Genomic DNA, 15,081 nt, shown 5'->3' with positions numbered 1-15,081 from the left:
GATAGCTATCGAACGCTGTGTCTAACTTAGCCCCTACGGGATCAGCGTTGCCCCAAGGGGAGACAGGCGATGGACAGCATGACGGCGGGCCACGGCAAGTCGCTTGATCCCTGTCCGCTTCCGCCTCGGCAGTTCATCGATATCGGCGGAATCCGCACCGCCTATCACGAAGCGGGCGAGGGGCCCGAGACGCTGGTCTTCATCTATGGCGGCAATTTCGGCGGCGCTGATTCCGCCTCCTCCGCCTATGCCTGGAACATGCAGGTCGCACCGCTTGCGAAGCGCTTCCGCGTGGTGGTGCCGGACAAGATCGGCCAGGGGTTCACCGACCCGCCCCTGCGGGACGAGGACTACACGATGGCCGCCGTAATCGCGCATATCCGCGATTTCATCGTCGCCCTGAAGCTGCCGCCGGTGCATATCGTCGGCCATTCCCGCGGCGGCTTCGCCTCGGCGCGGCTGGCGATGGAGCGTCCGGACCTGATCCGCTCCCTCACCATCGTCACCAGCGGCACGCTCAGCCCCGGCGTGGGCACGAACGAGGTGGTGCTGGCTCGTCCTCCGCATCCACCCTTCACCCGGGAGTCCGCCCGCTGGGTCTACGAGAACTACTGCTTCCGCAAGGAGGTCGTGACGGAAGCCTGGATGGACGTGGTAATGGAGACGCTCAACAACCCGGACTACAGGCGCGGTGTGGACAAGATCGTCGGAGAAGGCCTGGGCGCCAGCCTCTTCCTGCCGAACCTCGCCCGCTACAAGCGCGAGACCCTTACCTGGATTGACGAGGGACGTCTCCAGCGCCCCACGCAGGTGATCTGGGGCTTCAACGACCAAACCGCCCTGGTGGAGCGCGGGATTGAGCTGTTCGAGCGCATCGCGAAGCACGAGCGCCGCACCACCTTCAACGTGTTCAACCAGGCCGGCCACTTCGTCTACCGGGAACACCCCGAGCGGTTCAATGCGCTGCTCGCCGGCTTTGTCGATCTCCACAGCGCCCGTTGAGGACGAACCCGTGACCACGCTCCTCTCCCGTACCATCCAGGCGGATGGCCTGGCGACCCGCATCCTCGAAGCCGGTCGAGGCGAAGGCCCAGCGGTGGTGCTGCTGCACGGCGGCCTGCCGGGCCTGGTGCCTTATGCCGGCGGCTCGCATCTCTGGGGCGCCCTTCCGGAAGCCCTTGCCCGCGCGCGCCGGGTGATCGCCATCGACTCCCCTGGCAGCGGCGGTACCCCCGCTGGCGATGGCCCGCTGACGCTGGAGGTTCTGGCGCGCCACGCCTGTGCCGCGATCGCCGCGGCAGTGGACGGTCCCGTGCATCTCGTTGGGCACGATACAGGCGGGCTGGTCGGCGCGATGGTGGCGCTGGAGAAGCCGGCCCTTCTTGCATCCTTGACGATCGTCGCCAGCGCTGCCGCCGCGCCGAGCGGCGACGGGGTGGACAACCTCACCTTCTTCGCCGCGCCCTCCCCGGCCACCACGCGTCAGGCGCAGTTCTGGGCGTTCGACCGTATGTCCTATGCCCACCACCATATCGACGACGCGCTTCTGGACGCGGCGGTGGCGGCCGCGGAGAGCGAGGCGCACCAAGCCATGCTGCGGCGCATGGCCGATCCAGCCGCGGCCGCGGCTCTTGCCACGAGCGTGTTGCGCGCCAAGTTCGGCGTGTTCCGGGCGGCGCGGGAGGCCGCCTTCCCCGTTCCCACCCAGATCATCGCGGCGGCGGAAGACCCGCTCGTCTCACGCGATCACATGCTCTGGCTGTTCAGGATCATCGCGCAGCACCAGCCGGCCACGCAGTTTCATTTGATTAACCGGAGCGGCAGCTTTCCCTTCCGCGAGCAGCCGGAGCCTTTCCTGCAGGTCCTGACCGCCTTCCAGGATGGGTTGATAGCCGAGGTGGCGTGATCATGGATCGGATGCCGCATGCCGTGCCTCATCGCGAAGCTGGGGCTGCCAGGCTTCAGCCAGCCGCTCGCCAGTGACCTCAGCGTGGACCGCCTTCGGTAACATCGTCCTTCCAGGTCCTACTATTCCAGAGGCGGACGCAGAGATCACGCTCTGCTACAATGCCCTGTTCTTGGAGGTGACGTACCGGCTGATCGGGCACGTCTCGGCGCGCCGCTTAGCGACAGGAGACATCCGTCTGGCGTCCGTTTCAAACCTGCCACGAGGGTGATGCGCAGCCTCGGAGCGTCCAGCTACGCGACGAAACCCCGGGCGGGGTCACGGCTGCCCCGCCCTTCGTCCGGTCAGGCGCCAAAGCCGCCGTCGATGGTGCGCATCAACGACCCGCCTCGCCGGCTTGGCCCTGGCGGAGGCGCTGCGCGCGGGGGCGCCCCGCTGAGCGACGCTTCATCCGCCGTGGGGCACCACTCACCGGCAGTAACGGGTTCGAAGAGGCGCGGATCAAGCCTTGGCCGCCCCCTGGCGGTCCGCTTCGCAATGGCTGGCCGAACGTGGACGTGCTGCTTCAGGCAGGCTTTGCCTGCCCGCTAATTTCTTGCTCAGCCGAAGTCCATGCTGATCTGGCCGGAGCGCTCCTCAGCGACGTTGTCGAAGCCTGCGGTAGTCACGCCGAGAAGGCGCACGGCTTTCGGCAGCGGGAAGACGCCCCGTACCAGTTCCAGCGATATCCCCGCGAGTTCCTCCCTGCTGGTGATCGGCATCGGCGAGGTACGGCCGCGGGTCACCTGGCGGAAGTCGGCGAACTTCACCTTCACCGTGACGGTCCGCCCGAAGATGCCCGTCTTCTCGCACCATCCCCATACCTCCTCCGCGAGCGCCGCGATGCCCGTCTCCACCTCCGCTGCGGTGGTGAGGTCGCGCGCGTAGGTCGTCTCCGAGCCGGAGGACTTCCGCGGCCGGTCCGGCACCACCGGCCGATGGTCCTCGCCGCGTGAGATGGCGTGGAAGTGGGCGCCCGCTTTGCCAAAGTGCTCCTGCAGGAAGGCGAGGCTCCGCTCGCGAAGATCGCGACCGGTGCGGATGCCGAGCGCCTCCATTCGGGCGGCGGTCGCCGGACCGACACCGTGGAACCTTGAGACCTCCAGCGCCTCGACAAAGGCCGGGCCCTTCTCGGGCGTAATGACGAACATGCCGTTGGGCTTGCGCATGTCGCTCGCCAGCTTGGCGAGGAACTTGTTGTAGGAGACCCCCGCCGAGGCGGTCAGCCCGGTGCGCTCCAGGATCTCGGCCCGGATCCGTCGGGCTACGGCGGTCGCGCTTGGCAGCCCCTGCAGGTTCTCGGTGACGTCGAGGTAGGCCTCGTCGAGCGAGAGCGGCTCGACCAGCGGTGTGTGCTCCAGGAAGACCTCGCGGATCTGGGCAGAGACCTCACGGTAGCGCTCGAAGCGCGGCGACACGAAGTGAAGCCCCGGGCAGAGCCGGAGTGCCGTGCGAGACGGCATGGCCGAGCGCACCCCGAAGGCTCGTGCCTCGTAGCTGGCGGCGGCCACGACCCCCCGCTCCCGGGAGCCGCCCACCGCCAGCGGCAGACCTGCCAGCGACGGGTCATCCCGCTGCTCGACCGACGCGTAGAAGGCGTCCATGTCCACATGAATGATCTTGCGGGCGAGGGTCACAGGCTCAGCGGGGAGGGGAACGGAAAGAAGGTTCTAGCCTACCATGGTAGGGCCGGAGCGGGGCAGTGGTTGCCGCTTCCCTACCCCCCTCTCGCAGAACGGAGCCTCCTGACGCTTCAACGATCCAAGCCGGGAGCGGGTGGGGCGCCAACCTTCTGCCTGTGCGTGGGAGTCCGAAGCTGAGCGCATGGCGCCAGAAGAAGCAGCGTGCGCGCATTGGCGAAGCGCATCATCGAGGCGCCTGGCGGGCTGGAGCGGCGGTCGCTTTCGGCTCTCACCGCGGCCAACCTCGGGACACACGCCGCCTGTCCGTCGGGGCCGATCCGTTCAAGATTCATGCGCCTGAACAGGGCAAGGATGCCGGTCCCCAGAAGGCACCTCTTCCAGGAGAACCGACATGGACAGGGCAGAAAGGGCGCCCACCGCGATCAACCGGCGCGACACGATCCTGGCCGGAGCCGGACTTGGCGCCGCCCAGGCCTTCCCGGGGGCGGCGCTCGCGCAGACGGGCCAGCCGCCGACCTCCCCCACCAACCAGAGCGAAGGACGCAGGACCATGAGCTTCATCACCACCCAGGATGGCACGCAGATCTTCTACAAGGACTGGGGCACGGGCCAGCCGATCGTCTTCCACCACGGCTGGCCGCTGAGCGCGGATGACTGGGACGCGCAGATGCTGTTCTTCCTCTCCCAGGGCTACCGCGTGATCGCGCATGACCGCCGCGGCCACGGCCGGTCCAGCCAGACGGACAAGGGTAACGAGATGGACACCTACGCCGCCGACGTCGCGGCGCTGGCGGCCCATCTTGACCTCGAGGGCGCCATCCATGTGGGCCACTCCACCGGCGGCGGCGAGGTGGCGCGCTACGTGGCCCGGCACGGCGGTAACGGGCGCGTGGCCAAGGCCGTGCTGATCGGCGCCGTGCCGCCGGTCATGGTCAAGAGCGCTTCCAACCCCGGCGGCCTACCGATCGAGGTGTTCGACGGCTTCCGCAAGGCGCTCGCCGCCAACCGCGCCCAGTTCTTCCGCGACGTGCCCTCCGGCCCCTTCTACGGCTTCAACCGGGCGGGCACCGAGATGATCCCCGGCGTGGTAGACAACTGGTGGCGCCAGGGCATGATGGGCAGCGCCCAGGCCCATTACGAGTGCATCAAGGCCTTCTCCGAGACCGACTTCACCGAGGACTTGAAGGCGATCAACGTGCCGGTCCTGCTGATGCACGGCGAGGACGACCAGATCGTGCCGATCGACGACGCGGCCCGGATCGGGATCAGGCTGCTGAAGCACGGCACGCTGAAGACCTACCCCGGCTTTCCCCACGGCATGGCCACCACCCATGCCGAGGTGATCAACCCCGACCTCCTCGCCTTCATCAAGGGCTGAGGCCCAGCGAGGGCGATCCTCCCCTGTGGAAGGTCACCCTCGTCTCTTGCTCCGGGCAACGGGGTGCAGCGTTCCGCGCCCTGCGACGCGGAGGGGTGGTGCTTCTCTGCTGACGCTGGGTGCCAGCGGACGCGTGCTGTTCCTTAGGCCGGCGATGGAGGTGACGATCCCGTTTCCAGGCGGGGAGGCGCCGATCCTCGTCGATCCAGGGCCGCCCGCGCGGAGAGGCTCGAGGCCTGCAGAATGGCGGCCCGCAAGCCCGGCGAAATGACGATCGAGTAACACCTGGCCGGTCCCGTCCAACTGACCGGGGCGCTGATCAAGCACCTGAAGCGCCCGGCACGCGCCACCATCGTTGACCACACCTCCATCTTGGCCTGTCTGCCGCTCGCGCGGAGCGCAGTCTACTCGCCCAGCAAGGCCGCGCTGCACAGCGACACCCTGTCGCAGCGCCTGATGCTCCGGAAAAGCCCGGTGACGGTTCAGGAGATCGCGCCGCCGTGGATCGCCGCTGACCTGATCGGGCAGAACGACGATCAGTGCGTCAGGATCTCTCTCGCCGGGACAATGGAGAAGCTGTCCAGCAATGACGAAGCGGGCGTTGTGGAAGCCGCCCACGCCATCAGCGACAATCCCGGCACCGGCGAGCACAAGCTCGCCGATGCCTTCAACGCTGTCCCGACCGCGGCGCCCAAGCCGGCTTGACAAGGGACATCGCGTCGGCCGGCAGCGCCCGAGCGGTCGAACGCGCCTCTCGCGCGCCCGCACCCGGACGGCTTCGGCACAAGGGCGATGCATTGGCCAGTCACATAAGCCGTGCCGGGTGCCATCCGGACCTGTCTGGCATCCGCCATTACGCCGCGTGCGTGTCGCGGAGCTTGGCGCGGGCAAAGTACTCGTTCTTGCTGGGCTGGAGGTGATCGACGCAGAGCTGGGCGAGAACCCAGTTATCGTGTCCCTGGAGCATCTGGATCATGAGCTGGTGCTGTCCGTGCGAGACGCGGAGAGAGTCCACATCCGCGAGCGTCTTCGCCCGGACGGGGAGGCTGAGGCGCATATAGTGCTGCACGGTCGCCAGAAGGTGATCGTTCCCGCAGGCGCCGAAGAGTCGGAGATGGAACCGGTCGTTGGCCTCGTGCACCCCGCGGAGGTCGCGCGTCTCCATGTATCCGGCCAGTTCGGCGTTGATGGCGTTCAGCGCCTCGATCAATGCGGGCGGGGCCGGCAGCGGAATGCGGAGCGCGGCCTGGCGTTGCACGAGTTCCCGGACCTCGTAGATCTGCTCCACCTCAACCGGAGAGAGGGAGCGGACGGTGAAGCCCTTGTTGCGCTCGCCGACAGCCAGGCCGAGGCGTTCGAGGCGGTCCAGCGCCTGTCGGACATAGTGCCGGGAAACGCCGAAGCGGGCGAGGAGTGCGTCTTCCACCAAGCGGGTGCCCGGCGGCAGGCGGCCAAAGATGATCTCCTCCTGCAGGGCCTGGACGATCTCGGGTTCCGGCGAGCTCATGACGGGGCCGCCCGGGCGTAGCAGTCCTCCACCAGGCGCAGCGTCTGGAGGTTGTCGGCCGGGGAGGTTTCGAACGGTGCGCCGTCCGCCAGCCGGTCGAGGAAGTGGGCGATGACCGCATCGTAGGAACCCTGGTAGCAGGCCGCGAGATCGTAGCGGCGCTCGTCCCGCCCCTCCCCGTTCCATGTCATCAGGTCACCGGCGAGGCGGATCGTACCCTTGTCGCCGATGATGGTGACATCGTCGGTCTGGGTGGGAGCCGCGCCGGCGACGGACATGTTGCCGATGAGGACAGCAGCGAGGCTGTCCGGCCCCGTCATGGCGATCGTCGCGCGGTCCTCTCCGCGCAGTTCCGGGCAGGTGCGGCCAAGCGTCGCCGCTTCGACGACGAGCGGACCGAGGAGGAAGCGGAGGGTATCCAGGTGATGGATCAGAACCTCCGCCACCAGCATGCGGTCGAGGTCGCGCATGAAGGGTTGGCGGGTAAGCGCGGGGCGGGCGCCGTCCGGGCCGGGGAGCATGCCGGCGGTCAGGAGGGTCGCGAGCGCCTGGCGCGGGGTGCCGATGCGGCCCTCGGCAATCCAGGCGCGCATGTCGCGGTAATAGGGACGGAACCGCCAGTTCTCGTGGACCATGAGCCGGGCACGGCCGGCGACCCGCGCGACAAGGGCCTCGGCCTCGGCCAGGCTCGGCGCCAGGGGCTTCTGGCAAAGCGTCGGAATGCCGCGGCCGGTGGCGGCCTCCACGATCGCGACATGGGTTTCGCGCGGGGAGGCGATGTCGAGGGCGTCGAGCCCTTCCGCCTCGAGCATGGCGGCGGTGTCGGGATAGCGGCGTGGGATGCCGAACTCCTCCGCGCGCGTCGCGGCGGCGGCGTCGCTCGGATCGGCGATCGCGACGACCTGGGCACGGTGGGACTGGGCGCGCCAGGCGATGAGGTGGTGCCGGCTGACCATGCCGGCGCCAGCGAGGCCGATGCGAAGCACTAGTTCACGGCCCGGTCGGTGGCGATGGCACGGCCATCGGAGCCGAAGAGATAGGCGGCCGTGGAGGGAATTCCGAGGCGGACCGCATCTCCGGGGCACGCGGCCGTGTCGCGATGCAGCCGGGCGGTGACCTCCCCGCCCTCCGTGTCCACCAGGAGAAGGGTTTCGGCGCCGAGCGGCTCGACGCTGGCTACCGTGCCGGTGATGGAGGGCTGCGGCCCAGCATCGGAGGGAAGCAGAACCATGTCCTCCGGGCGTATACCGAAGCTTGCCTCCGCGATGCCGGCGAGAGCAGCGTCGGACCACCGAGTCAGCGGGACCTCGGCACCTGCAACCAGGGCAACCGTGCCCGCCGCGGCGTGGCGGAGGCGGGCGGGCAGGAGGTTCATCGGCGGGCTGCCGAGGAACCGGGCGACGAAGGTGTCGGCGGGGTTGCGATAGACGTCGAGTGGGGCGCCCACCTGGGCAATGCGCCCGCGGTTCATGACGCAGATACGGCTGCCCATGGTCATCGCCTCCACCTGGTCATGGGTGACGTAGATCATGGTGGCGCCGAGGCGGCGGTGCAGGCGCGTCAGTTCGTTGCGGGTGGCGACGCGGAGTGCGGCGTCGAGATTGGAGAGGGGTTCGTCGAAAAGGAAGACCTTCGGTTCCCGGACGATGGCGCGGCCGAGGGCGACACGCTGGCGCTGACCGCCGGAAAGCGCGGCGGGGCGGCGGGCAAGGTATTCGGTGAGGCCGAGCATCGCGGCCGTAGCCGTCACGCGGCGCTCGATTTCGGCGCGCGGGGTGCCGCGGCGCTTGAGGCCGAAGGAGAGGTTATCGGCGACCGTCATGTGCGGATAGAGCGCGTAGGACTGGAACACCATGGCGATGTCGCGATCCTTGGCAGGCACCGCATTCATCGCGCGTCCATCGATGGCCAGACGGCCGTCGCTGATGCTTTCCAGCCCGGCGATCATGCGCAGCGTGGTGGACTTGCCGCAGCCGGAGGGGCCGAGCAGCACCATGAACTCCCCATCAGCGACGGTGAGGCTGACATCCTGAACGGCGGTAAGGCCTCCCGCGCCGCCGTAGCGTTTGCAGACATCCTGCAGCTGGACAGTTGCCATGGTCGTTCCCCTACTTGACGGCGCCTGCCGTCATTCCCTGGATCAGCTTCTCGGAAAAAAAGGCGTAGACGACGATCACTGGGATGACGGCGATCATCACGCCGGTCGCGATCATGCCGATGTCCTGGAAGTAGTCGCCCATGAAGCGCTGGATGCCGACCGGCAGGGTCCGCAGCTCCTCGTCGCTGACGAGCACGACGGCGAAGAGGTACTCGTTCCAGAGATGGACGAAGTTGAGGATGACCGTGGTGACGATCGCGGGCATTCCCACGGGAACCACGATGCGGAGGAAGATCTGAAGATCGGTATAGCCGTCGATGCGCGCGGCCTCGAACAGGTCCTGTGGGATGCGGGCGAAAAAGGCCTCGAGGATGAAGACGGTGAGCGGCAGTTGAAGCGAGACATAGACGAGGATGAGGCCGATGCGCGTGTTGTAGAGGTCGTAGTTCACGAGGATCTGGAACAACGAGAGAAGGACGATCTGCGGCGGGAAGATGATGGAGGAGAAGAGGATGAAGTAGAGCAGGCGGTTGCCGGGGAACTTGTAGCGGGCCAGCGCATGAGCTGCCATGGCCCCGAGAACCGTCACGACCACGACCGCGGTGACGACGACGACGGTGCTGTTCCAGAAGTAGCCGGCGAAGTTGCTGTCCACCCAGGCCGCCCGGAACTTTCCCCAATGCGCGGGAGAGGGCAGGCCGTAGTGGTCGGCGCTGATCTCGGCGGTGGTGCGGAGAGACATGGCGCCAACCCAGAGGAAGGGTAGCGTGGTGTAGAGGGTGTAGAGCACGAGCACAGCGAGCAACGGGCCGCGGCGGAGAAGCCCCGTCAGCCGGTCGCCCCATCCCTGCGCTTTCATGGAGATGTCCGACACGCTCAGTACTCCAGCTTTTCGCGCTGCCGAAAGGCCAGATGCAGCAGGGCGGCGGCGGCCAGGACAATGACGAACCAGACGACGGCAATGGCGGAGGGATAGCCGAGGTCGAAGGTGTTCCAGGCGAAGGCGCGTTTGTAGACGTAGGTGGAGACGGTCTCGGTGGACCACATCGGGCCACCCTGCGTCATGATCCAGACGAGGTCGAAGACCTTCATCTTGCCGATGAAGGCAAGGATGTAGAGGTTGAGCAGCGTCGGCCGCATCAGCGGAATGATAATATGGCGCAGCTTGGCAACCCAGCCGCAGTGGTCGAGCTCGGCGGCTTCCAGCACCTCGGAAGGAAGCGCGTGCAGGGCGGCGAGGCAGACGACCATGTTAAAGCCGGCCCATTTCCAGGCATGGGTGACCATCAGGGCCGCGAGCGCGGTGTTCGACTCACCGAGCCACGCGCGGGCCCATCCGTCGAGACCCATTGCGCGGAGGGCAAGGTTCAGCGCGCCCCAGTCGTAGTTGTAGATCCAGAGCCAGAGGATCGAGACAACGACGTAGGAGAGGAGAACAGGCGTGAACCAGGCGATACGGAGGAAGCGGGCGAAGGGCACGCCGGCATAGAGGCAGAGGGCCAGTAGCAGCCCAGTCGCGACATCAAGGAACGGCGCGATGAAGGACCAGACGAGGGTGTTGCGGATCGCGCGGAGAAAGGTCTCGTCGGACCAGATCTGAAGGAAGTGGGCGAGGCCGATGAAGCGCGGCGCGTCCATGTTCTCCAGGTCGTAGAGACTATCGGCGAAGGTGCGGACAACGGGATAGGCGGTCAGCCCCGCATAGAGCACCAGCGCCGGCGCAAGGAAGACCATGAGGGTGAGCCAGGAGGGGGCGCCGGGATCGCGCCCCCCCTGCCGTGATGCGGGCCACCACCGGCGCGGCGTGGCGGGTACGGCGATGCGCGCGGTTTCGGCCTGTGCGGGCACGTGGCGCCCCTTACTGCGGCGCCGCGGCGCAGGCCGCGTCCATCTGCGCCGCCGCGTCCTGGGGCGAGATCTGCCCGCCGGGCAGCGCACGGTTCAGCACCTGCTGGAAGGTATCGGCGCAGCGGCCGGTCATGTACTGCAGGGGCGTGCCGATGAAGAAGCGCGCGCCTTCGGAACGCTGCTGCAGCTCACGGAAATAGGGCGCGTTAATACCCGAGATGCGGCTGGGATCGGTGCGGATGCCCGTCTGGAGGAGGACGCTCTCCATCCACTGGTTGCCGCTCTCGATGTTGACGAAAGAGTTGAGCAGGGCGCCGGCGCATTCCTTGTTCCGGCTGCGCGAGTACATGACGTAGCTGCCGCCAACGGCGAGCGTCTTGCACTCCGGGCAGTCGCTGTTGTCCATCACGGGGTACTGCATCAGGCCGAGCGGGAAGCCGGGAGGCTGGCCGCCGCTCTCGGGCGGTACGAAGGCGCGGCCGGTGTACCAGCTGGCGATCGGGAACATCAGCGCGCCCGGGTTGGTGTGGAAGTAGTAGTGGGATTCGCCGAGCTTCAGCGTCGCCATGCTGCGGGGATAGGCGCCGATGTCCACGAGCTCGCGCACCCAGGTCATCGCGGCCATCACGCGCGGGTCGCGGAAAGGCAGATGGCCGGTCAGGAGCTTGCGATAATCGTCGGGGCCGAGGCGGCGGAGCAGCACCTCCTCCAGGAAGTAGGCACCCGGGAAGGGCCGGTCCGCGACGCCCTGCGCGAGCGGCGTGATGCCGGCCGCGACGCCGCGGCGGACGAGATCGGTGAACTGCGCCTGGTTCAGCTGACCACTGGCCGGAACCTCCACGCCAAGTGCGCGAACGCGGTCGCGGTTATAATAGAGTTCGACCGTATAGGCCTCTAGTGGGAGCCCGTAGACGCGACCGTTATGCGACCAAGAGGTGCGCGCCCAATCCTCCAGGCCGTTCAGGTCGACGTATCTGTCGAGCGGCTCAAGAAAGCCGTTCCGTGCGAAGGCGATCTCGTCCGGCTCAAGCCAGAAGATGTCGGGAGCCTGGCCGGTGCGCACGGCAGCCCGGGCCGAGGTGTAGATGTCCGCCTTCTGAATGAAACTCAGCCGAATCCGGCACTGGGGGTTCGCTGCCTCGAAGGCGCGGACGCGGGCCTCGACATAGTTGCGCTTGGAGGCTTCGTCCGGCCAGTGGCTCCACATGGTGACGGTCTGTGGGTTGGCGGCGGTCGGCTGGGCCATCGCTGCCGGCATGGCGGCGAAGAGGCCCAGGGCCGCGGCGCCCGCGCGCAGCCAACCGAACGAGCTTCGAGACATTTCCTGTTCCCTTGTACGTTTGTTGCCAGCAGGGGAGCAGGCGGGCACGCGGATTGTCAACATTAATGCCGGAGCATCCGAGCGACAGGGCGCCGACCGCCGCTTTGCGGCGAGTGTTTGAACGGACGAGCGCTCGATCATTGACAATGTAAGGACCGTACCCCGCGTTGCCCCCTTCCCGCCCGGCGCTATCCCCAGCGCGGAAGCCGGGTGATCGCTTCAGCCGCGCTCTTCGGGGGGGGCACTTCACAACAGGGGCCGTTCAGTTCTGCCGGAGACGCTCCTCGAGCGCGGCAATGAACAGCCGCACCTTCGGCGGGACCAGCCGCGCGCTCGGGTAGACCGCCCAGATCGCCAGCCCCTCGGGTTCCCAGGCGCCCATCCGGATCGGTAGCAGGTGGCCCGCCGACACCTCCTCCCGCACGTCCCAGGCCGACAGCATGGTGACGCCGAGCCCGCCCAGGCATGCCTGATGCAGCGCCTCCACGGAGCTGGCGGTGAAGGGCCCGGAGACGCGCTGCCGCAGGGTTCTGCCGCCCTGCAGGAAGCTCCAGTGGCTCACCCCCGTCAGAGCGAGGCAGCGGTGGCGCGCGAGATCCGCCGGCGCCTTCGGCACGCCGTGCTCCGCGAGGTAGGCTGGCGCGGCGTAGAGCCCGCGTGGATTGTCGGCCAGCCTCCTGGCGACGAGCGTGTTCTCGCGCAGCGAGGCAATGCGGATGGCGAGGTCCAAACCCTGCGCCACGATATCGACGATCCCGTCGTTCAGCAGCAGGTCCACCTGCAGTCCTGGATGATCCCTTAGGAAGCTGGCGACCAGGGGCGCCACCACCTTCCGGCCGAAGGGCACCGAGGCCGTTACCCGCAGCGTCCCTGTCACCCCGGCCGAAAGCGGACGGACGGAAGCGCGGGCCATTGCCTCCTCCTCCAGCAAGGCGCGGGCATGGGGCAGGAAGGCCTCACCCTCCACGGTGAGGGACAGCGAGCGCGTGGTCCGGTGCATCAGGCGCGCCCCAACCTCCTCCTCCAATTCTGCCAGGCGGCGGGAAGCGAGCATCGGCGTGATCCGCAGGCGGCGGGCCGCAGCCGCTAGGCTGCCCGCCTGAACCGCCTCCACCAGCACGGCGAGGTTAGAGAGGTTGATCATATCCGCCGGCGTTATACTGCCCCATCAAAATGTAGATCTACAGCAGAGGGCTTTATGAGCCGAAAAAGCCGGCTCCGCAGAAAGGATAAGGTCCGTGTTGGACGCTTCCCTCCGACAAACGCCGCCGCCGTCTCCCCACCTGCCGCAACCCGCCACGCCCGAAGCGGCAACCACCCCGGAGCACGGCAGAGGACCGGAAGACGTTAGGCGGCTTCCTCCGGCGCTCGGCTCCGGCCTTACCTTTGCCATGGCCGGCGCGGCGGGGATCGCCGTCGCCAACATCTACTACAACCAACCCATGCTTGGGATCATCGGGCAGGATTTCGCAGGCTCGGGCGCCACTGCGCTGATCCCGACGGCCACGCAGCTCGGCTATGCAGCAAGCCTGTTCCTGCTCCTGCCGCTCGGTGATCTGCTGGACCAGAAGCGGCTGATCGTCGGTCAGTTCGTCGTCCTAGCCGCCGCGCTCGCTCTCGCGGCGCTGGCGCCCAGCGCACCGATCCTCGTCCTCGCTTCCCTTGTTGTGGGAATGACCGCCACGGTGGCGCAGCAGATCGTGCCCTTCGCCGCCCATCTCGCCTCGCCCGCGCGGCGTGGCGCGACGGTGGGCATCGTCACCGGCGGGGTCCTGACGGGCATTCTGCTCAGCCGGACCGTCGGGGGCTTCGTTGCCGCGCATGGCGGATGGCGGGCGATGTTCTGGCTCGCCGTACCCCTGGCGCTCGGCGCCGCAGCCGCGATGGCGGCCATCCTGCCCAGCCGGCCCGCGGCGGCCTCTATGGGCTACCGCCAGGCGCTGCGCTCGCTCGTGCATCTCTGGCGTGGGCAGCCCGCGCTGCGGCGGGCGACGCTGATGCAGGCCGCCCTCTTCGGCTCGTTCTCCGTCTTCTGGACCGTGCTTGCCCTGAGGCTGGCAGGACCGCCCTTCGCGCTCGGCTCGGAGGTGGCCGGGCTGTTCGGCATCGTGGGTGCGGTTGGGATCGCGGCAGCGCCCTTGGCGGGGCGTCTGGCCGACCGGCGCGGGCCGCGGCTGGTGATCGGGCTGGGTGCCCTGCTCACCCTCGCCGCCTGGGCCATCTTCGGCGCCTGGTCGGCGCTGGGCGGGCTGGTGCTAGGTGTGATCGTGCTCGACTTCGGGGTGCAAAGCGCGCTCGTTTCGAACCAGCACGTCATCTTTGCCCTGCAACCGGACGCCCGCAGCCGAATCAACACGATCTTCATGACCGGAATGTTCCTCGGCGGTGCGGCCGGCTCGGCCGGGGCCATGGTGGCCTGGGACTTCGGCGGCTGGAGCACCGTCTGCGGCCTCGGCGCCGTCCTCGCCGCCCTGGCCTTGCTGATCGAGACCACGGCCCGCCGCGCCAAAGGGGCCGCGGGATGAGGTGGCCCTGGACAAGCGTGGAGAGGGGGGGTGGAGTCACGCTCCGACAGGTCCAGCGCCTGAGGGATGGGGGGCCGGCCCGGCGCAATAAGGTGATGCGGCACCTTCCATGACCGGGAGCACACGGTTAACCCCAGGTCGCGCCCCGGTTGGTCCTGGTCCGGGCTCCACGATGCACAGGCTCGATCTCCGCGCCCTGCGCTCCTTCGTCCGCGCCGCAGAGACGGAGAGCATCGCGCGCCTCCGTGCTCCTCAACATCTCGGCCTCTCCGCTCAGCCGCGTCATCCGGGACCTCGAGACCGAGCTGGGCTTCTCTCTGTTTCACCGTGTGGGTCGGGGCCTTCGGCTCGACATCGCGGCGCGCGAACTGCTGGCGAATGCGCGTGGCCTGCTGGAAAGCCATGAGCGGCTGGCCCGCAACCTGCGCCGCCGGCCGGGCGGCGAAGGTGGCCTCGTCGTGCTCGGCCATATGCCCGGGGTCGCTCTAAGAGCACCTAACGAAACCTGCTGGTGAGCGTTTTGCGGGGCATGGCGAAGCCCCTGGTTCCGGATGATCTCTGGGCGGCGATCGAGCCGCTTCTGCCGCGTGAGCGGCCCAAGCCCAAGGGTGGGCGGCCGCGGCTGCCCGACAGGGCGGCGCTGACCGGCATTCTGTTCGTGCTGCGGTCCGGCCTGCCCTGGGAGATGCTGCCTTCTGAGATGGGGTGCGGCTCTGGGATGAGTTGCTGGCGCAGGCTCCGGGACTGGCAGGAGGCCGGTGTCTGGGCTGCCTTGCACCGGGCTTTGCTGGAGCGCCTTCAGGCAGCCGGGCAGAT

Annotated in this window: 15 protein-coding genes; 7 read left to right on the top strand and 8 right to left on the bottom strand. The window is 68.0% G+C overall.

Features of this window, described 5'->3' with window-relative positions; translation table 11 throughout:
- The first annotated feature begins 69 nt into the window (after positions 1-69).
- Positions 70-1,002, top strand: a complete 933-nt coding sequence (locus BO39_RS30330) for an alpha/beta fold hydrolase (RefSeq protein ID WP_052402468.1) — start codon at positions 70-72, stop codon at positions 1,000-1,002.
- 10 nt (positions 1,003-1,012) lie between these two features.
- Positions 1,013-1,906 (top strand): alpha/beta fold hydrolase, encoded by an 894-nt coding sequence (locus BO39_RS30325; RefSeq protein ID WP_169742808.1) that lies wholly within the window; start codon positions 1,013-1,015, stop codon positions 1,904-1,906.
- A 599-nt stretch (positions 1,907-2,505) separates the two neighbouring features.
- Here BO39_RS30325 and dinB read toward each other — a convergent pair.
- Positions 2,506-3,582 carry a DNA polymerase IV gene (gene dinB, locus BO39_RS22460; protein ID WP_043837741.1) on the bottom strand — a complete coding sequence of 359 codons (1,077 nt, stop codon included), beginning with the start codon at positions 3,580-3,582 and terminating at the stop codon, positions 2,506-2,508.
- A 556-nt stretch (positions 3,583-4,138) separates the two neighbouring features.
- Here dinB and BO39_RS22455 point away from each other — a divergent pair.
- Positions 4,139-4,966: an alpha/beta fold hydrolase gene (locus tag BO39_RS22455; protein ID WP_043837812.1), complete on the top strand. Its 828-nt coding sequence runs from the start codon at positions 4,139-4,141 to the stop codon at positions 4,964-4,966.
- A gap of 285 nt (positions 4,967-5,251) precedes the next feature.
- Positions 5,252-5,671 (top strand): SDR family NAD(P)-dependent oxidoreductase, encoded by a 420-nt coding sequence (locus tag BO39_RS22450; protein WP_084698379.1) that lies wholly within the window; start codon positions 5,252-5,254, stop codon positions 5,669-5,671.
- Between the two features lie 148 nt (positions 5,672-5,819).
- Here the strand turns inward: BO39_RS22450 and BO39_RS22445 are convergent, their stop codons facing one another.
- The 7 genes from BO39_RS22445 to BO39_RS22415 all read right to left on the bottom strand — a co-directional run bounded on the left by BO39_RS22445 (position 5,820) and on the right by BO39_RS22415 (position 12,884).
- The gene (locus BO39_RS22445) at positions 5,820-6,473 is read right to left on the bottom strand and encodes a GntR family transcriptional regulator (RefSeq protein ID WP_043837739.1); all 654 of its coding nucleotides are present in this window, start codon (positions 6,471-6,473) and stop codon (positions 5,820-5,822) included.
- Complete coding sequence (locus BO39_RS22440; protein WP_043837736.1) at positions 6,470-7,459, bottom strand: Gfo/Idh/MocA family protein; 990 nt, start codon at positions 7,457-7,459, stop codon at positions 6,470-6,472. Before BO39_RS22440 ends, BO39_RS22445 begins: the two co-directional genes overlap by 4 nt.
- Positions 7,459-8,571: an ABC transporter ATP-binding protein gene (locus BO39_RS22435; protein WP_043837734.1), complete on the bottom strand. Its 1,113-nt coding sequence runs from the start codon at positions 8,569-8,571 to the stop codon at positions 7,459-7,461. Before BO39_RS22435 ends, BO39_RS22440 begins: the two co-directional genes overlap by 1 nt.
- A gap of 10 nt (positions 8,572-8,581) precedes the next feature.
- Positions 8,582-9,445, bottom strand: coding sequence for a carbohydrate ABC transporter permease (locus BO39_RS22430; protein ID WP_211257521.1), 864 nt, complete (start codon positions 9,443-9,445; stop codon positions 8,582-8,584).
- Positions 9,446-9,447: 2 nt separating this feature from the next.
- Positions 9,448-10,419 (bottom strand): carbohydrate ABC transporter permease, encoded by a 972-nt coding sequence (locus tag BO39_RS22425; protein WP_043837732.1) that lies wholly within the window; start codon positions 10,417-10,419, stop codon positions 9,448-9,450.
- Between the two features lie 10 nt (positions 10,420-10,429).
- Positions 10,430-11,740 (bottom strand): ABC transporter substrate-binding protein, encoded by a 1,311-nt coding sequence (locus BO39_RS22420; protein WP_052402465.1) that lies wholly within the window; start codon positions 11,738-11,740, stop codon positions 10,430-10,432.
- Between the two features lie 262 nt (positions 11,741-12,002).
- Entirely contained in the window at positions 12,003-12,884 is an 882-nt protein-coding gene (locus BO39_RS22415) for a LysR family transcriptional regulator (RefSeq protein ID WP_156963828.1), read from the bottom strand.
- Positions 12,885-12,981: 97 nt separating this feature from the next.
- Between BO39_RS22415 and BO39_RS22410 the strand changes: the two genes are divergently transcribed.
- From BO39_RS22410 to BO39_RS22400, 3 genes are all read left to right on the top strand, one after another.
- Positions 12,982-14,265 carry an MFS transporter gene (locus BO39_RS22410; RefSeq protein WP_342666336.1) on the top strand — a complete coding sequence of 428 codons (1,284 nt, stop codon included), beginning with the start codon at positions 12,982-12,984 and terminating at the stop codon, positions 14,263-14,265.
- A gap of 149 nt (positions 14,266-14,414) precedes the next feature.
- A complete protein-coding gene (locus BO39_RS22405; RefSeq protein WP_084698378.1) occupies positions 14,415-14,780 on the top strand; it encodes a LysR family transcriptional regulator in 366 nt (121 codons plus the stop codon).
- Positions 14,781-14,794: 14 nt separating this feature from the next.
- The coding region (locus BO39_RS22400) for an IS5 family transposase (protein WP_043837804.1) at positions 14,795-15,081 on the top strand (287 nt) is incomplete at its 3' end.

Origin of the sequence: Roseomonas aerilata DSM 19363, from assembly GCF_000711725.1 — a bacterium.
Classification (GTDB): domain Bacteria; phylum Pseudomonadota; class Alphaproteobacteria; order Acetobacterales; family Acetobacteraceae; genus Roseomonas; species Roseomonas aerilata.
This window is presented reverse-complemented; position numbering and strand designations above follow the sequence as displayed.